Origin of the sequence: Thiomicrorhabdus sp. zzn3 (assembly GCF_029767755.1) — a bacterium.
In the GTDB taxonomy this organism is placed as follows: domain Bacteria; phylum Pseudomonadota; class Gammaproteobacteria; order Thiomicrospirales; family Thiomicrospiraceae; genus Thiomicrorhabdus.
Genome location: NZ_JARUQS010000001.1, coordinates 431766 through 449955, shown reverse-complemented (window position 1 = coordinate 449955; position 18190 = coordinate 431766). Strand labels below are relative to the sequence as shown.

14 protein-coding genes are annotated in these 18190 nt (G+C 47.0%); 4 read left to right on the top strand and 10 right to left on the bottom strand.

Features of this window, described 5'->3' with window-relative positions:
• Nucleotides 1-96: 96 nt before the first annotated feature.
• Nucleotides 97-927, bottom strand: a complete 831-nt coding sequence (locus tag QCB44_RS01995) for an ion transporter (RefSeq protein WP_279407657.1) — start codon at nt 925-927, stop codon at nt 97-99.
• Nucleotides 928-1042: 115 nt separating this feature from the next.
• Here QCB44_RS01995 and QCB44_RS01990 point away from each other — a divergent pair, with 115 nt between their 5' ends.
• Nucleotides 1043-1294 carry a 2Fe-2S iron-sulfur cluster-binding protein gene (locus tag QCB44_RS01990; protein WP_279407656.1) on the top strand — a complete coding sequence of 84 codons (252 nt, stop codon included), beginning with the start codon at nt 1043-1045 and terminating at the stop codon, nt 1292-1294.
• Nucleotides 1295-1452: 158 nt separating this feature from the next.
• Here QCB44_RS01990 and QCB44_RS01985 read toward each other — a convergent pair whose 3' ends face one another.
• Nucleotides 1453-2418 carry a phosphate ABC transporter substrate-binding protein PstS family protein gene (locus QCB44_RS01985; RefSeq protein WP_279407655.1) on the bottom strand — a complete coding sequence of 322 codons (966 nt, stop codon included), beginning with the start codon at nt 2416-2418 and terminating at the stop codon, nt 1453-1455.
• Nucleotides 2419-2659: 241 nt separating this feature from the next.
• Between QCB44_RS01985 and QCB44_RS01980 the strand changes: the two genes are divergently transcribed.
• Complete coding sequence (locus QCB44_RS01980; protein WP_279407654.1) at nt 2660-4231, top strand: inorganic phosphate transporter; 1572 nt, start codon at nt 2660-2662, stop codon at nt 4229-4231.
• A gap of 176 nt (nt 4232-4407) precedes the next feature.
• Here QCB44_RS01980 and phoR read toward each other — a convergent pair whose 3' ends face one another.
• The 6 genes from phoR to QCB44_RS01950 all read right to left on the bottom strand — a co-directional run bounded on the left by phoR (nt 4408) and on the right by QCB44_RS01950 (nt 12084).
• Entirely contained in the window at nt 4408-5718 is a 1311-nt protein-coding gene (gene phoR / locus QCB44_RS01975; protein ID WP_279407653.1) for a phosphate regulon sensor histidine kinase PhoR, read from the bottom strand.
• A gap of 1 nt (nt 5719) precedes the next feature.
• Nucleotides 5720-6418: a phosphate regulon transcriptional regulator PhoB gene (gene phoB / locus QCB44_RS01970; RefSeq protein WP_279407652.1), complete on the bottom strand. Its 699-nt coding sequence runs from the start codon at nt 6416-6418 to the stop codon at nt 5720-5722.
• 29 nt (nt 6419-6447) lie between these two features.
• Entirely contained in the window at nt 6448-7179 is a 732-nt protein-coding gene (gene phoU / locus QCB44_RS01965) for a phosphate signaling complex protein PhoU (RefSeq protein ID WP_279407651.1), read from the bottom strand.
• 54 nt (nt 7180-7233) lie between these two features.
• Nucleotides 7234-8052, bottom strand: coding sequence for a phosphate ABC transporter ATP-binding protein PstB (gene pstB / locus QCB44_RS01960; protein WP_279407650.1), 819 nt, complete (start codon nt 8050-8052; stop codon nt 7234-7236).
• 103 nt (nt 8053-8155) lie between these two features.
• On the bottom strand, nt 8156-9802 hold the full coding sequence (gene pstA / locus QCB44_RS01955; protein WP_279407649.1) for a phosphate ABC transporter permease PstA: 1647 nt from the start codon (nt 9800-9802) through the stop codon (nt 8156-8158).
• Between the two features lie 11 nt (nt 9803-9813).
• On the bottom strand, nt 9814-12084 hold the full coding sequence (locus QCB44_RS01950; RefSeq protein ID WP_279407648.1) for an ABC transporter permease subunit: 2271 nt from the start codon (nt 12082-12084) through the stop codon (nt 9814-9816).
• A 362-nt stretch (nt 12085-12446) separates the two neighbouring features.
• Between QCB44_RS01950 and glnA the strand changes: the two genes are divergently transcribed.
• Nucleotides 12447-13853, top strand: coding sequence for a type I glutamate--ammonia ligase (glnA, locus tag QCB44_RS01945; protein ID WP_279407647.1), 1407 nt, complete (start codon nt 12447-12449; stop codon nt 13851-13853).
• A 112-nt stretch (nt 13854-13965) separates the two neighbouring features.
• Here glnA and glnE read toward each other — a convergent pair whose 3' ends face one another.
• Nucleotides 13966-16701: a bifunctional [glutamate--ammonia ligase]-adenylyl-L-tyrosine phosphorylase/[glutamate--ammonia-ligase] adenylyltransferase gene (gene glnE, locus QCB44_RS01940; protein ID WP_279407646.1), complete on the bottom strand. Its 2736-nt coding sequence runs from the start codon at nt 16699-16701 to the stop codon at nt 13966-13968.
• A 150-nt stretch (nt 16702-16851) separates the two neighbouring features.
• A complete protein-coding gene (locus QCB44_RS01935) occupies nt 16852-17628 on the bottom strand; it encodes a hypothetical protein (protein WP_279407645.1) in 777 nt (258 codons plus the stop codon).
• A 207-nt stretch (nt 17629-17835) separates the two neighbouring features.
• On the opposite strand from QCB44_RS01935, the gene QCB44_RS01930 reads away from it, so the two are divergent.
• On the top strand, nt 17836-18174 hold the full coding sequence (locus QCB44_RS01930; protein ID WP_279407644.1) for a P-II family nitrogen regulator: 339 nt from the start codon (nt 17836-17838) through the stop codon (nt 18172-18174).
• The last annotated feature ends 16 nt before the right edge of the window (nt 18175-18190 follow it).

Genomic DNA, 18190 nt, shown 5'->3' with positions numbered 1-18190 from the left:
TTTTGGTTTTAACCGCCGATTCCACTACTGAATTCCACTTATAAAAAAGGCCTGTCAAACTGAACAGGCCTGGTCGAAATCACCGCTGAAAAAAGATCAGGGCCGGGTACTTTTCTGCTCTAAAAGACGATCCAGTTTACGATGCAATTCAGCCACTTCTAACTCAATCCGTTTTTCGAACGTTTCATGCTCTTCCAATGTCTCCCCCAGCTTTTCCGCTGCCATTTTTTTATGCTCTTCATCCAAGACATCCACCACAATCCCAATCATCATATTCAGAAACACGAATGCCGAGAAAAAGATAAACGAAATATAGTACATCCAGCTTAGGCTATAGACGGCCATGGTTTCATACATGACATCGGTCCAATCCTCGAAAGTGGCGACACGGAACAAAGTCAGCAAGGCGATCCCCAAATCTCCCCAAAGCTGAGGATTGATCTGCGAAAACAGTAGATTACCGATGACCGCATACAGATAAAAAATGATAAACATCAATAAGGCCACATACCCCATGCGTGGCAACGCACTGATCAGGGCTGAGACCAAAACGCGCAGCTCCGGAATAAAAGAGATCAAACGCATCACGCGGAACAGACGCAGCATGCGCGCAATCAAGGCGTATTCGGAATCGTCCAACGGAATCAAACTGACGACGACGATGACAAAATCAAAGACATTCCATCCCTTCTTGAAAAAGTCGCGCAGGCGCGGCTCTGCGGCCATGCGAATCAGAATCTCGACCAAAAAGAACAGCGTGACGGCATAATCGAGAAACGCTAATACATTCTCCGCAATCGGGTGCAGTTGATAGGTGCGAATACCGATCATTAAGGAAGAGAATAAAATGATGGTAATCACAAAGATCTCAAACAGCTTATTGTCTCTAATACGTTGAAAATTCAACTGAAAATCTTGCCAAGTCATTATGCTTTATAAACCTCTATTAACCTGCTATAAATTTTTTGTATATTCTACTCAAATGGCCTGTAATTAAAATTGTTAAAATGCAGCTTTGAATAAAAAAATCGGGATATTAAAAATGGCAAAAATTACAGTCGTCGGACAAGGTGAATGTGAATTTGAAGGACAATTCTCCATGCTCGAAGCCTTGGATGAGAATGGGTTTGATATGCCTTACAGCTGCCGCGGAGGGAATTGCGGAGCTTGCGCGGTCAAGCTTTTATCAGGTGATGTCGAAGAAATTCAATCTCCAGCCTATGATGTTCGCGAAGGCGAAATTTTGACGTGCAGCGTCATTCCTTTAACCGACGTTGAGATCGAACTGCTTTAAATCAAGGCGGGACCATTCGTAACTACGAAACGGGGTTCGTCCAATAGAGTTTGAACAGGCCTGTTCAAATTTAAGCCCCTAGATCGGGGAAGTCTGCTGTTCAGAAATAAAAAAACCCCGCATAAGCGGGGTTTTTATCCGACTTAGCTAAGTTGAACTTAGTTCAATTTTGCCAACTCTTTAGCAGCCACTTTAGCTGGTAGCGGGATGTAACCATCTTTTTCTACCACTTGCTGACCGCTCTTAGAAAGAACCAACTTGAAGAACTCTTTAACAACTGGTTCAACTTGCTTGTTAGGCGCTTTGTTTACATAAACGTAAAGCAGACGAGACAGAGGGTAAGTTCCGTTCAACGCGTTTTCGTTGGTTGCTTCGATGAATTTACCACCTTCTTTCTTGGTCAACGGAACGGCTTTTACACCGGCCGTCTTGTAACCGATACCAGAGTAACCGATCGCGTTGATAGAAGCTGATACAGACTGGACGACAGACGCTGAACCAGGCTGTTCGTTAACAGAAGACTTGTAGTCACCTTTACACAAGGCTTTTTTCTTGTAGTAACCGTAAGTACCAGATACTGAGTTACGTCCGTAAATCTGGATAGACTTAGCCGCTAAAGCACCTTCAACACCTGCTTCACCCCAAGTCGTGATGTCAGTAGCGTGACCACACTTGCGCGTAGAAGAGAAAATCGCATCAACTTGTGGAATGCTCAAACCTTTGATTGGGTTGTCTTTGTTCACATAAACGGCCAAAGCGTCGATCGCCACTGCGATTGGAGTCGGCTTGTAACCCCATTTCTTTTCAAATGCCGTTTCTTCTTTAGACTTCATTTTACGGCTCATAGGACCGACGTTTGAAGTTCCTTCAGTCAAGGCTGGAGGTGCAGTAGAAGAGCCAGCGGCCTGGATCTGAATGTTTACGTTAGGATAGTTACGCTTAAACTCTTCAGCCCATAGAGTCATTAGGTTAGCCAAAGTATCAGAACCGACTGAGTTCAAGTTACCAGAGACACCAGAAACTTTTTCATAAGTTGGCAGATCTGCATCGACTGCTGCGTAAGCTGTTTGTGAAGCTACCGCTGTAGCCAGACCCATTGCTAGAAGCACTTGACGTTTCAACATGTGAGTATTCTCCAAATAGAAAAAAAGTAAATCGTTTCAACAGGGCAAATTATAGGAAGCGTCCATAACAGTATTTTTAAGGAATTATGACATATATATGACAGACGCATGCAAACCCCTTACAATATGCGAAGATTCAATTCGGGACCCGGTCCAGGCCTATTGAACAATCAGGCGCGACACAACCGATAGCGCCTGTATTGTGCGGTCTCGCTCAACTTACAAGCTCAGAGATTCAATTATGGAATTCCGCGATATCAACGACATTGAACACGCCACGCATAAAAGCCGTAAAGAGATGTTCCGTTTCGGAACGGCCCTTCTGTTCATTATTCTCATCATGCTGTTTACCGCCAACCTGCAAACCGGTACCGGTGTGGTGAGTGTTGAACTGGTGATTGCCGCCATGATCGGTGGCTATATGGCATTGAATATCGGTGCCAACGACGTCGCCAACAATGTCGGCCCAGCGGTGGGTTCCAAAGCTTTGACCTTGACCGGCGCGATTATTCTCGCGGCCATATTTGAGTCTTCCGGAGCCCTGATTGCCGGGGGGGACGTGGTCAGCACCATCAAAAAAGGCATTATTGACCCGGCCCTGATCGGCGACAGCGATACCTTTATCTGGCTGATGATCGCGGCTCTTCTCGCCGGCGCTATGTGGCTAAATGTCGCTACGGCGATTGGCGCACCGGTCTCGACGACGCACTCGATTGTGGGCGGGGTTTTAGGCGCAGGTATTGCCGCCGCCGGCTGGCAAATTGCCAACTGGGATAAAATGGGCGCCATTGCTGCAAGCTGGGTGATCTCTCCGGTGATAGGCGGGTTAATTGCCGCGACCTTTTTAATGTGGATCAAACGCAGCATCACCTATAAGGACGATATGATTGCGGCGTCCAAGAAAATGCTGCCGCTGTTGATCGCCATTATGGCGTGGGCCTTCTCAACCTACCTGATTATGAAAGGGTTAAAAAAGGTATGGAAGGTCGATTTCATGACTGCCTTACTCCTTGGACTGGCGATGGCTGTCGCCATCTACCTGATCGTCAAACCAATGATCGCCCGACAAGCCCAAGCCTTGCAAAACAGCAAAGCCAGTGTTAACTCACTGTTTACCATCCCTTTGATTTTTGCTGCGGCCCTGCTCAGCTTTGCGCATGGTGCTAACGACGTCGCCAATGCCGTCGGCCCTCTGGCGGCGATCAATGATGCCATCCAGACCCACGGTGTTTCCACCAAAGCGGAAATTCCATTGTGGGTGATGCTGATCGGCGCACTGGGGATCAGTTTAGGTCTGCTCCTGTTCGGCCCGAAACTGATTCGCACGGTCGGCCAGGAAATTACCGAACTCGATCAAATGCGCGCCTACTCCATCGCCATGGCGGCAGCGATTACCGTTATTATTGCCTCCCAGCTCGGGTTACCCGTCAGTTCCACCCATATCGCTGTCGGCGGCATTTTCGGGGTTGGCTTCCTGCGTGAGTACCTTAAACGCAGTTACGCCAAAACCATTCAAGAGATTCGCGATCACTATCAGGGACAGGACCAAGTAGAAGTTGATCTGTTTATTCAAAAGTTTGAAAAAGCGTCTTTGGCAGAGAAAAAAGAGATGCTGGCTCAGTTAAAACAGAAAAAAGCGGATATTGAACTGACTAAAAAAGAACGCAAATCACTGAATAAGGTTTATCAAAAAGAGCTTGTTAAACGTTCCGCCTTCTTGAAAATTGTAGCGGCATGGGTCATTACGGTTCCGGCATCAGCCACCTTAGCGGCCATCTTCTATTTTGCGATTCGCGGCATGATGCTTCCCTAACCCTTCGAATGCCCTCAACAGGTCAGCACGCCTGACCTGTTGCCTCTCTGAAAACACATTAAAAGCCACTACAGCGAATAACCCAAGATACAAGTACGGATGTTCACCAAACTGAACAGGCCTGTTCAAACCTTATCTTGCCGTTTCAAAGTTGCAAGATGCGTTTTTTTAAAGCTTTACAACGCCGAATCCGAACGCTGATGGACCACGCGCTGCACAGGGAAATTACAACTGAAAATGGAACCTCTGCCGATCAGGCTATCCACATGCAAAGTCGCCTGATGACGCTCAAGCACATGTTTGACGATCGCAAGCCCCAAACCGGTACCGCCAGTCGCGCGGGAACGTGCCGTATCGACTCGGTAGAAACGTTCTGTCAAACGCGGTATGTGCTCCTTGGCGATCCCAATACCGTTATCTTCCACCTCAAAATGCGCACCGTCTGAGTCAGAAAACCAGCGTACTTCAATGCGACCCTGTTCGGGCGTATAACGCACCGCATTAGAGACCAGGTTCATGAACACACTTTTTAAAGGTTCGGCATACCCTTTCAGCTTCAAATCTTGATCAATATGAAAGCTAAATTGGTGCTGCCCTTGACTTAACTGCTCGACCTCGACCCTGAGTCTGGTCAACATAGCGGGAACATCCACCACTTCAACTTCTGACGAAAAGGTTTCCGATTCCATTTTGGAGAGCGTCAAAAGGTCTTCAATAATCGCCTGCATGCGATCAGACTGGTTTTGCATGTTCTGCAAAGCCGGCGCCCACATTTTCTGGTGTTCACCGGGCGTATCGATCATCGCCTCCAAATACCCCTTAAGAACCGTTAACGGAGTGCGAAGTTCATGAGAAGCATTGGCAATGAAATCGCGGCGAATCTGCGCCAGATTATAAAGCTCGGTAATGTCTTTAACGATTAACAGCTTATGGCTATCAAAATAAGGAATCACACGCACACTAAAGGTCCGTTGCACACCTTGCAAAGAATGAATGGTTAAGGTGTCCTGGTACTGTTCGTCTTTTAGATAGTGGATAAATTCCGGCTGACGAATCAACCCTTCTATTTTGCGTCCGACATCCTGACGTCTTAGCTCCAGGATTTTTGCAGATGAGGCATTAAACCACTCAATATGGTTTTCTTGATCAAGCGATACGATCGCGTCAGGGATCAACATGGAGGCGGACTTAAACTGCTCGGATTTGTAGAGTTGCAGATCCGCATGTTTTTCTAATGCGCGCTGTTTACGTGAAACAAGATAAGTCAGCTGACTCCAAAAACCGGAGGCAGGAGGAAAGGCTTTAACCGTGCCGCCTTCAATCCATTTTTCAAACTTGCGCATACTCCATAACTGACGAAAGATATAGAGCACAAGATAGGCAATTAAACTTTCAACCCACCAATCCGTGAGCCAGCAGAAAAACAGAAGTAACCACAGAGTGGTAATCACCCATGTCAATTCACGCGTGACACCCGATGAGAACAATTCAGGCCTCTACGACGGAAAAACGGTAACCCGAACCGCGAATTGTCTGAATGTAATCGGCGACGCCAACCGGTTCAAGCAATTTACGCAAGCGCCGAATGTGCACATCGACGGTGCGCTCTTCCACCACCACGTTTTCACCCCAGACACGATCCAATAACTGAACTCGCGAATACACACGGTTTGGATGCGTCATAAAGAAATGAATCAACTTGAATTCGGTCGGTCCCAAACGGACCTCTTGATCATCCACCATAAAACGGTGACTGCTTAAATCCAGCGTCATTTGACCCGCTACCATTTTTTCTTCTTCACCGGCTTCCGTGTCTTGACGGCGCAATAACGCCTTAATTCTGGCCACCAGAGCTCGTGGAGAGAATGGCTTAACCACATAGTCATCCGCACCCGCTTCAAAGCCTTGCACCTGATCATCTTCCTCTCCTTTTGCCGTTAACATGACAATAGGAATGGCGCGCGTCTTTTCATTTTGTCGAATGCGTTGCGCTAACGAAACACCGCTGACACCGGGCAGCATCCAATCCAATAAAATCAGATCCGGCTGTTTCTCGGAAGCGATCTGCCAGCCCTGTTCGGCATTAGGCGCTTCCAGCACATCGTACTCCGCAGAACTTAAGGTAAATTTAAGCATATCGCGGATGGCCGCTTCGTCTTCGATAATCAGTATGGTGTGCTTGCTCATGAAGTCACAGGTTCCTTATCAAGATAGACTTATTCAGTAACAGATTGCAGGTATTCTGCCAGTTTTTCTGGATCGATATTACGAACTTCTTGGCCTTTTACAAGGTAAACGATGCTTTCAGCGATGTTAGCCGCATGATCGGTCACCCTTTCACTCGCTTTCAGCGAATAAACCATTTCCAGCAAACACTCGGGCGGGAGATCAGATGTCTTAAACCCTTCCGTTACCTCGGCCAGAGCCGATTTTAAGGTTTCATCCATACGCTCTTCATCATCCATCACGTCCATCACTTCGGAAAGATCCAAACGTGCAAACGCATTTAGGACCTTTTTAAGCATCGAGTTCGCACAGGTAGTGATTTCCAATAATGAAGAGAATCCGGGTAAAGTGTGGCAAGCAACGCCTTCTTCATCCATCTTAATCACTAATTTGGCTGTTTTTACCACTTCATCTCCCATGCGCTCTAAATCAACTGCGATACGAATAGCGATGATAATTAAGCGTAAATCAGATGCGGTCGGTTGTTGGCGGGCTAAAACGCGCGCGCATAAACGATCAATTTCAAGCTCTTCATTATTAATGACTTTATCGAGCTTCAATACCTGCTTGGCTAGCTTAACATCGGCATTTTGTACCGCTGTTACCGCATTTTCAAGCTGACGCTCAATCAACCCACCCATCTCAAGGACCTGATTGAACAGATCCTCCAAGTTACGGTTAAGCTGTTCTGAAATATGGCTTTTAAATTCTGTTCTTTCCATGACCTATCCTCTTAATCTGATCTACCGGAAATCGATAATCTTCACTACAGACAATTAACCGTAACGTCCGGTAATGTAGTCTTCAGTTCGCTTAACTTGCGGGTTGGTAAACAAGCTATCGGTATCAGTATACTCAATCAACTCCCCCATATACATAAAAGCCGTATAATCAGAAACACGTGCCGCCTGTTGCATATTGTGGGTCACAATCAAAATCGTAAACTCTTTTTTCAATTCAAAAATCAGTTCTTCGATCGCCAAGGTTGAAATAGGATCCAAAGCGGAGGTCGGCTCATCAAGCAACAACACTTCAGGCTTGATTGCAATCGCGCGAGCAATACACAGACGTTGCTGCTGCCCCCCCGACATGCCCAAAGCATTTTCATTCAAACGGTCTTTGACCTCGTCCCACAGCCCAGCTCCTTTTAGAGCCCACTCAACGGTTTCATCCAATACATTCTTATCACTGATGCCTTGCAAACGCAGGCCATAAGCCACATTTTCATAGATTGATTTCGGAAACGGATTCGGTTTTTGAAACACCATTCCCACTCGACGGCGCAAGGAAGCCACGTTCATTTCTTTAGCGTAGACATCGTCACCATGCAATGTCATTTGACCTTCAACGCGAACAATATCAATCAGATCATTCATACGGTTAAAACAACGTAACAGCGTCGATTTACCACACCCTGACGGACCGATAAACGCGGTAACGCGGTTTTCCGGGACAATCATATTGATTCCTTTTAAGGCTTGCTTAGAACCATAATAAAGATTCCAGTCTTTCACCTCCATTGCGACCTTTTCGTTTTCCAGCGACAAGCTGCGATGATCTCGATCCAAGGCTACATTAATATTTTGCTCGCTCATCTTTCTTAATCCTTTCAACCTATTCCACACCTGCAACAGGCTAGTTAATCAATCCTAATATTCTGAATGCCAATACACCTATCCAATCCGGTGCTGTCCTTTATTAGTTATCCAATGACTTATATTTTTCACGCAACTTGTTACGAATCGTAATCGCACCAAAGTTCAGGCTCAAAATCACCAGAACCAATAGCAGCGAAGTTGCATAGACCAGAGGCTGCGATGCCTCTACGTTAGGACTTTGAAAACCAACGTCATAAATATGGAAACCAAGGTGCATAAACTTACGGTCCAAATGCACAAACGGGGCAATCGTATCCAAAGGCAACTCCGGTGCCAGCTTGACCACACCCACTAACATTAACGGCGCCACCTCACCCGCTGCACGCGCAATCGCCAGGATCAACCCGGTCATAATCGCAGGCATGGTCATCGGCAGAATAATACGCATAATGGTTTCGGATTTAGTCGCCCCTAAAGCCAGGCCTCCTTCTCGCAACGCACGAGGAATTCGAGACAAACCTTCCTGTGTCGACACAATCACCACCGGTAGCGTAAGCAGCGCCATCGTCAAGGAAGCCCACAAAAGCCCCGGGCTTCCAAAGGTTGGGCTTGGCAACGCATAACTATAGAATAGCTCATCGATCGACGACCCCATGATGTAAACAAAAAAGCCCAGACCGAAGATACCAAACACAATCGACGGCACACCGGCGAGGTTATTGATCGAGATGCGCACCATTTTTAGAACGGTACCTTCCTTCGCATACTCACTCATATAAATCGCGGCAATGACCCCCATAGGAGTCACGAATACGGCCATGAGCATCACCATCGTCACCGTACCGACAATAGCCGGGAACACGCCGCCTTCAGTATTCGCTTCCCGAGGATCATCGACCAGGAAATTACCCACCGCATTAAAGAAAAACCCAACTTCCTGAGCAAAGGTCATATTGTTTGGCTGCCAGAAATGCACAATCTTTTTAACCGGCACGACCAGCTGCTTGCCGCCAGCAATCTCGACGGTCACCTGACCTAGACTATCCGCCTGCTTGTAAAGCAACTGCACACTGGCATGCTGAACATCAAACTCTTCTTGAAGCGCCGATCGTTCAGCCTGCAAACGCGCTTCTTCCTGTGCATCAAACGCATTGTTGGCGCGCAACTTCTTCTCTTCGAGGCGCAATCCTTCAATTTTATAGTTGATCTCACCAATGCTGATTTTCTCTATATGGCGAATTTCGCTATGCAGGCGACTCCCTTTTTCGACCTGCTGTTGCAAAATTTTCAATGCCTGCTTCTTATCCGAAATCGTCTGGCCGTCTACACTGACCGACTGAATGTGGCCATAAACATTACCATACTCATAGCGTTCGATAACCAGCACGTCTTGTTCAAGCTCATTAATTCCGCCGACAATCTCATCCGCATTAATCCATCTAAAGTCAATACCATAAACATCTCGGTTACCGACTTTAAAAAGGTATTGCGCCATTTCTCTATGGCCATTTTCCGCCGTAGGATCTTCAACCTCTTTGGTTTTAGAATCATGCAGTTCACCCACGACAATCTCTTTCTGGCCGTCAGCATGCAGTACTTCAACGTGATACACCTCATGCGGCCAAAAATGAATCAACCCTTTGTAGGCAATCATGCCCAACAGACCAAAAACCAGCACCATACTGATGCTGACTGTGGATGCGCTAAACCAAATCCAATGTTCGCCTTTTCTAAACCAATCTTTCATGCGCAGACTCCTTATAACGATCCGTATTTACGGCGCATACGTTGACGAACAACTTCGGCCAGAGTGTTAAAAATAAAGGTAAAGATAAACAGAACCAAACCGGAAAGGAACAGCACACGATAGTGTGAGCTGTCTACCGCAGCTTCCGGCATTTCTACAGCCAGGTTGGCGGAAAGCGTACGCAAACCTTCAAACAGGTTTACCTCCATCAACGGGGTATTTCCTGACGCCATCAGTACGATCATGGTTTCCCCAACCCCTCGGCCGAATCCGAGCATAATCGCCGAGAAAATCCCGGGGCTTGCTGTCGGCAGCACGACACCAACCAACGTCTGCCAGCCACTCGCACCTAAAGCAAGGGAGCCGTTCACGAGATAGCTCGGCACGTTATAAATCGCATCCTCGGTCACTGAGAAAATCGTCGGAATCAATGCAAACCCCATCGCAAACCCGATAACCATTGCATTTCGCTGGTCGAAATCAATCCCGGCACTAAAAGTCAACCAGTGGCGCATATCCCCATTAAACAGAGCATCTTCAATTGGCGCACTTAACTGCAGAGCAAACCACCCAAGAAAAAATACCACAGGAATCATTAAGACTGCTCGCTTCCCTACCGGTACCAGCAGACGAATATGCTCTGGCAATCTGGACCATGCAAAACCAAACGCCAAAATCCCGATGGGCACCACCAACAACAAGGCAAAGAAACCAGGTAGATTCGCTTCCATATAAGGCGCTAACCACAGGCCTGCTAAGAAACCTAAGATTACAGTAGGCAAAGCTTCAATTAATTCGACGGAAGGCTTCACCCATTGACGGGTTTTCTTATCCATAAAGAAGGCGGTAAAAATCGCAGCCAAGACGGCAATTGGGACCGCAAACAGCATCGAGTATAGTGCAGCCTTAATGGTCCCGAAGGTCAACGGCATCATCGAAAACTTAGGTTCAAAGTCGGAACTGGCAGATGAAGACTGCCAAACATAATCCGGCTCTGTGTAACCTTCGTACCAAACCTTGCCCCATAGGCTAGAGACCGAAACATCTGGGTGCTGGTTATCAATCAGGTAATGGACTAACTGGCCGTCTCCCGTTTCAACCAAAGCGCCGTTCGCTCGATTTGAAATCACGACAAATCCTGTCGACGAGTCTGACACCTGAGTTTGGTTCAGATGGCGTTCCGCAGTTGAGTGAAAGAGGTTAAATGCACCAGAAGCGTCTGTTGTCGCAAACCCCTTACGCGCCTTCTCAATGGCAATCGTGTGAATCGGTGCATCCCCCACATTAAAGCTGCGAATCTCATGCAAAGAAAATTCATTATTTTCGCCACGTACCGGGAACCACTGAATAACACGACCTTTAGATGTGCCAAGCATCAAAGAGTAATCACCCAGCAGGAAACGCACGGTCGACAGCGTCTCATCGCCTTGCAACATCTGCACCTGTTCAACTTTCTGAGGCGACTCAATATCGCGAATGTCATAGTAGCTGGTTTGTCCTGTTTTATCGATCACGTACAAATTACGCATACTGCCGTCCAACAGCAGCCAATCACTCGCTTGTTCGCTGACAAAGCTACCGCTATAGCCTTCCTCTAAAGAAATGGTATCGCTTAGCATCGATTCAATTGTCGAAAACTGTTTAATCTTGATCTCATGAGAGCCTTTTTCTGCATAAGCAAACACCAGATCGGAATCCATTTTTCTGACGGCAAGTTTTTCAATTTCAGCCGTGCCTAACTCAACAGCCTCCTCACCGAATGGAAAGAGCACCTTGGGCGTGATCGTACGGACATTATTCGGGTAGCTAACCGAGTATTCATATTTGGCGACCAGCACGCCTCCACTGGAAAGTCCAAATGCAAGCAAGTTATCCATTTCAGAAATCACCGAAAAACTGGTAATCGTTTGCCCCTGCAGTGGTAAAACGTCTTCTGAAATCAGCTTTCCTTGCACCACATCAAAACCGAACAACCTCCCGGACTGGGTAAAACGCAAGGCTGTTTCTTGGTACTCATCCATACCATAATAAAGAGTAGTTTCACTATCGGAACCTGGAATAGCATATTCAACGCTTTTATTGACTGTTGCAGGTGCAAACAGCGGCAACACCACATAAAGCAAGAAGAACATAATCAACAATACCGAAAGAATGACTCCGACACCGCCGACAGAAATTCCCACCTTTGAAGCCGTATCTTTTGCATTTCGGCGTCTGACGCGCTTTTCGAACTCCGGCCCCTTTAAGGCCTTATCCAACATTTGTTGCGTTTGACTATTCATAAAATTACTACCCTACAACTCGATGAGCTGACTATAAATTGAATTTTGCACGTACTATACTTTTTTTATGTTACAAATAGGTTTCATTTTAGAAATTTTTACCCTTGAACTTTGAATCGCCTATTCTAAAGGAGTTCAACGCCATAAACATGGCTTTATACGCACCAAAAATAATCAATGGCACCATTTAGGTTCATGAAATTTCACCCCCTAATCCTCCGACCCTCCCGTCATTTTTGCTAAAAACAACGCCAAATCAAAGGGTTGCTCTTGGAATAAAATTTATTGGAAATTTGGCACGGTTCAAGCTATTATCAGACACGTGAAAATTTTATAAAACCACCTTAGAAGGACAGATTAAAATGCCACAAGCAATCTTAGATTTAATTAAAGACAACGACGTCAAATGGGTTGATCTGCGCTTTACCGACACCCATGGTAAAGAACAGCACGTCACCATCCCAGCTTCTAAAGTTGACGAAGATTTCTTCACCGACGGTGAAACGTTTGACGGCTCATCTATCCAAGGCTGGAAGGGAATTCACAATTCCGACATGTTGTTAATGCCTCAGACAGACGGCTACTACATGGACCCATTCACCAATGATCCTACTTTGATCATTCGTTGTATGATCGTTGAACCATCCACCATGGAATCTTACGAAAAAGATCCTCGTGGCATTGCAAAGAAAGCGGAAGCTTACCTGAAATCAACCGGTGTGGCTGACACGGCATTCTTCGGCCCGGAACCTGAATTCTTCATCTTTGACGACGTTCGCTGGGGCGCAGATATGTCAGGCTGCTTCGTTAAGATCGAATCAGGTGAGTCTGCATGGGATTCTGAAAAAGTGTACGACGATGGTAACATCGGTCACCGTCCTAAAGTTAAAGGTGGTTACTTCCCTGTTCCTCCAGTGGATCAGTTGCATGAAGTGCGTGCTGACATCTGTGCTATGGCAGAAGAAATGGGGCTTACCCTAGAAGCGCACCACCACGAAGTAGCGGCTGGCGGCCAGTGTGAGCTTGCAGTTGCCGGTAACACCCTAACCGCTAAAGCGGATGAAGTTCAAATCCTTAAGTATGCGGTTCACAACACCTGTCACGCTCTAGGGAAAACGGCCACTTTCATGCCTAAGCCTATCGTTGGCGACAATGGTTCCGGTATGCACATCAACCAATCCCTTTCCAAAGATGGCAAGAACATCTTCGCGGGTGATGTCTACTCAGGCCTTTCACAAGAAGCCCTATGGTATATCGGCGGTTTGATGAAGCATGCGCGTGCATTGAACGCTTTCACCAACCCTGGCACCAACTCATACAAGCGTTTGGTTCCTGGGTTTGAGGCGCCCATTCTACTAGCTTACTCAGGCTCAAACCGTTCAGCGTCTATCCGTATCCCATATGCACCATCTGAGCGTTCACGCCGTGTTGAGCTGCGCTTCCCTGATCCGACAGCCAACCCATACTTAGCGTTCGCTGCCAGCTTGATGGCCGGCCTTGACGGTATTCTTAACAAGATCGATCCAGGCGAGCCAGCGGAAAAAGATCTATACGATCTACCGCCGGAAGAAGAAGCGACTTACAACACAGTCTGTGCGTCTTTGGAAGAAGCGCTAGATGCATTGGATAAAGACCGCGAATTCTTGAAAGCGGGTGGCGTATTTACTGACGCTGCGATCGACTCTTACATTAAATTAAAAATGGAAGACGTTACTCGTATGCGCGCAACGACTCACCCAATCGAGTTCGACATGTACTACTCTAGCTAATTCAGTTAGCCCAAAAGCAAAAAACCCGCTTTATGCGGGTTTTTTTATAGCTTATTTCACCGACAACAAAACAAAATCAATCAGGCCTGGTCAGAACCCCATCCTCGATGCTCTACCGCATCAATTGCTGCCAAATCGCTTTGACCGACTCCCGCTCTTGAAGATAACAGCTCTGCTCAACCAGAGGTTTTTGATTCTGAAGAGCCACACGGTGATACTTGGAACGGTATACCTTGTAAGCGCTGGTCAATGCCTCAACCTGACGCGCCTGCAACACGCCGGTTTCCTGAAGAGCTTCCAGAATACGAATATTGTCGCTGTAGACAGCCAATTGCGGATAGTGTGCCGAACACGCCAAAACAAGATATTGCACCATAAATTCAATATCGACAATTCCCCCTTCGCCATGTTTAAGATCAAAAATCGCTTGATCGGATTTGTCGAGCGACTCACGCATTTTCTGGCGCATCTCCACCACTTCCGCTTTGACCTTTTCCGCATCCCTGGCCTGTTGCAGGAACTGGCATCTAAACTGATCAAACGCTTGCCGTGATGACTGATCACCAACCACCGCCCGAGCGCGAATCAAGGCTTGATGCTCCCAATTCCACGCCTTATTCTCAATATAACTTTTATAACTTTCCAGGTCGGTCACCATCAAACCGGAAGCCCCGTTTGGACGCAAACGGGTATCGACCTCATACAACACACCCGATGGCATCAATGTCGTCATCAATGAAATGATTTTCTGCCCCATTCTGACAAAATAAAGCGAATTTTCCAGCTCTCGCCCTCTCTCGTTTTTTGCATAGGCACCGGATTCTAGGCCCTGGTAAAGCATCACTATGTCAAGATCTGACCCATAACCCAGTTCGATTCCACCCAGCTTACCGTAACCCAATACCAAAAAAGGGTTGCGTAAATTAGCCGCATCCAAACCACCGGGAATTCCATTACGCTTCAACATAAACTGCCACGCGAACTGCACCACGCCGTTTAACACCGCCTCAGCAATCCACGTCAGATAATCACTGACTTTCATGATAGGCACGCTCCCAGTGACATCGGCGGCGGCCACCTTAAAAACCTGGGCATGTCGCCACTGCCGAATCTGCTCCATAAAGCGCTCTTCATCTTCACCGACTTCATCCAGCAATCGCGTCACTTCTCGATTAAGCGCGTCGAGTTCCAAAGGGGCATAAAGACTTCGCTCATCCAACAACTGATCCATCAATGCCGGATAGCGTGACAACATATCCGCCAGCCAAGGACTGACTTCGCAGAGATCCACCAAATGCTTCAAAGCCTTAGGGTTTTCTTTAAGCAATACCAAGTACACGCTTCGCTGCACCACGCTTTCAACCACTTTTAACAAGCGGTTTAGGGTCTCCAGTGAACTGCCATGCTGAATAAACTCATTCAATAGCAATGGCATAAACGCATTTAAACGCTCCACTCCCTCGCGACTTAATCGTCCTACGCTACGCGTCGCCTTAAAGTCTCGCAGTTGCTTGAGAAAGCCTTCCTTATCGTCTAGAGCCAGTCCACTCAAATCATCAACAGAGGTCAGATCACCCAACCAGACATTGGCCAACTGACAGGCCTCTTCAGTTTGCTCTTCTTCAGCAAACAATTGAACAAATTGGGCCTGGACGTAATCGCGGTGTGTTTGCAGCACCTGGTCAAACGCCTCATAGCTTTCAAACCCCATAGACTGGGCCAACATTTCTCTATGATGTGACTCCTCAGGGAGGCTATGGACTTGCTGATCCATCCACATTTGCAGCCGATTTTCGGCACGGCGCAAAAAGTGATACGCCGCCATTAACCCATCGTGGGCATCTTGTTCGATAAACCCACGCTCCAACAATAAAGACAGAGTCGGCATCAACGATCGTCCTTGCAGAGTTCGATCCCGCCCCCCATGAACCAACTGAAAGGCTTGAACAATAAACTCAATCTCACGAATTCCGCCCGGGCCCAACTTAATATTGTCCTGCATGCCCTTTTTATTCACTTCAACGGCGATCATGCGCTTAAGCTCTCGCAGCGATTCCATCGCACTGAAATCAACATAGCGCCGATAGACGAATGGACGCAGAATATTGAACAGAGATTGCGCCTCTTCTTTATCGCCAGCCATCGCACGCGCTTTCACCAAGGCGTAACGTTCCCACGCACGGCCATGAATTTCATAATAATGCTCAATCCCGGCAAAACTGATCGCCAAAGGCCCGGCATCACCGAAAGGCCGTAAACGCATGTCCACCCGGTAGACAAACCCGTCTTCAGTGACTTCAACCAATGATTTATTCAACGCCTGCCCCAAGCGCACAAAAAATTGATCGTTGGAAATGGCTCGCCCAGCCCCCTGAGTTTCGCCGGCTTCCGGATAGACAAAAATAAGATCGATATCGGAAGAAAAATTTAATTCCTGACCACCTAACTTCCCCATTCCCAGCACAATCAGTTTCTGCGGCAATCCGGATTCGCTTCCTATTGGTGTACCATAGCGTTCGCAGAACCGCACATAATGCCAATCCAAAGCCGCAGACACCAAAGCATCCGCCAAGTCCGAAACATCCCGCATAGATTCTTCCAAACCAGACAGACCTGCTAAATCGCGAATGGCAATGCGGACCATCTGCTGATTACGCTGCTGACGCAATCGCTTTTTCAAGCTCGCCTCGTCTTCCGCCTCAATGACGGCTTTGTAAACTGATCGATATAACTCACCGTCAGCAAAAGCAGTTTGCCAATAACTCTCCTCCAAGACCTGAGGATAACGTCGCCCCACCATCTCGACAAATCGACTCCACTCCGTTATCGCCTGTAGGTTGTAATCCATCTGAAACTCCTCAAATCTTAATCAGTATACGCAATGGCAATACTTAACTTATAATGCCTAAAACACTTGTATAGTCCGGCCAACTAAATCCCAGCAACATTATGCCAGCTCTCGATGTGCGAGCACTTAACAATGATCAATATCCATCCATCATTCGCCAATACGGTAAATAAACAATCGGGTTTGCCTACGGTCTGCTAACTCCCAAACCTCGGAAGGCGCAACGCCTTCCACCGGAAAACTGTTACTTACAAACAAGGAACCCGGCTGCATTTCACGCAAAACCTTCCGCCATAGAGACGTCATAGGTTCGGTCGACAAAAACGCATACACCACATCATAATCACGCAAATGCACCTTCCACAGATCTTGTCGGTAAACCTCCCCTCCAGCCATAAAACTGCGGAGCTTGGCCAGTAAATAGGGAAGCGGCGCTGTTTCCACGCCAACAGAACGGTTGACCGCTCCAAAACGACTGACTTCCAAGACCGTTGCGCCTAAGCCGCAACCAAGATCCACAAAATTGATCTTTCTTTCCAACACTTTGGACTGCTGTGCAATCAAATGCTGCAGCGCTTTTCGGGTCTCGGCATTCGTCAAATAAAGCGGTACCCGTTCTCGCCCCACATTGAAAAAAACCAGCCACATCAACGCAAAAATTAAAAGCCACCACAAACCGCTTAGCTGCCATACCGATTCTAGATAAACACCAAGATACAAACCTACAGGCAATATCAGCTGAATCCAGCACCACCACATAGGAAGCCGAAACAAACAACTCAAACTTACTGCTGCGAGCGCCTGCAAGGCAACATACCCCCATAACGGATAAGGAGGAGAGATAAAAACAGGCAGAATAAAGGTACTGGATAATACGAATAGAAAAGCAAAAACTTGAATCAACAGTGCTTTGATTAAGAGCGCCATCCCATCTTCCTTTCAGCCACCGGCACCAAACAAAAACTTAATTGCACCATTATGAAAAAAACCCACCTGAAACTGCTACATTAAAACCAATAAAAAGACCAATAAACACAATTAACACATTGATTAAAAAGATATTTTTAACATATTGGCACAATGATTGTTTTTAACCATTCGAACTCTTATATCAATCAAATCAGAGAGGTTAGTATGAAACTGGTTGTTGCAATTATCAAACCTTTTAAACTCGATGATGTCCGCGAAGCACTACACGAAGTTGACGTGCATGGCATGACAGTCACCGAGTCAAAAGGTTTTGGGCGTCAAAAAGGACACACCGAGATTTACCGTGGCGCTGAATACGCCATCGAATTCTTGCCAAAACTTCGCTTGGAAATTGCCGTGTCGGACGACAAGGTTGATGGCGTGGTTGAAGCAATTGGATCGGCTGCACGTACCGGCAAAATCGGAGATGGAAAAATCTTCGTCATGCCAGTCGAGCAAGCGGTTCGAATTCGCACCGAAGAAACGGGTGATGTCGCTCTTTAAACAATAATAAAGGAAA

Excerpts from the sequence above, each read along its gene's own strand:
- QCB44_RS01995 (WP_279407657.1), bottom strand. The coding sequence starts at position 927 with ATGACTTGGCAAGATTTTCAGTTGAATTTTCAACGTATTAGAGACAAT.
- QCB44_RS01990 (WP_279407656.1), top strand. The coding sequence starts at position 1,043 with ATGGCAAAAATTACAGTCGTCGGACAAGGTGAATGTGAATTTGAAGGA.
- QCB44_RS01985 (WP_279407655.1), bottom strand. The coding sequence starts at position 2,418 with ATGTTGAAACGTCAAGTGCTTCTAGCAATGGGTCTGGCTACAGCGGTA.
- QCB44_RS01980 (WP_279407654.1), top strand. The coding sequence starts at position 2,660 with ATGGAATTCCGCGATATCAACGACATTGAACACGCCACGCATAAAAGC.
- phoB (WP_279407652.1), bottom strand. The coding sequence starts at position 6,418 with ATGAGCAAGCACACCATACTGATTATCGAAGACGAAGCGGCCATCCGC.
- phoU (WP_279407651.1), bottom strand. The coding sequence starts at position 7,179 with ATGGAAAGAACAGAATTTAAAAGCCATATTTCAGAACAGCTTAACCGT.
- pstB (WP_279407650.1), bottom strand. The coding sequence starts at position 8,052 with ATGAGCGAGCAAAATATTAATGTAGCCTTGGATCGAGATCATCGCAGC.
- pstA (WP_279407649.1), bottom strand. The coding sequence starts at position 9,802 with ATGAAAGATTGGTTTAGAAAAGGCGAACATTGGATTTGGTTTAGCGCA.
- QCB44_RS01950 (WP_279407648.1), bottom strand. The coding sequence starts at position 12,084 with ATGAATAGTCAAACGCAACAAATGTTGGATAAGGCCTTAAAGGGGCCG.
- glnA (WP_279407647.1), top strand. The coding sequence starts at position 12,447 with ATGCCACAAGCAATCTTAGATTTAATTAAAGACAACGACGTCAAATGG.
- glnE (WP_279407646.1), bottom strand. The coding sequence starts at position 16,701 with ATGGATTACAACCTACAGGCGATAACGGAGTGGAGTCGATTTGTCGAG.
- QCB44_RS01935 (WP_279407645.1), bottom strand. The coding sequence starts at position 17,628 with ATGGCGCTCTTAATCAAAGCACTGTTGATTCAAGTTTTTGCTTTTCTA.
- QCB44_RS01930 (WP_279407644.1), top strand. The coding sequence starts at position 17,836 with ATGAAACTGGTTGTTGCAATTATCAAACCTTTTAAACTCGATGATGTC.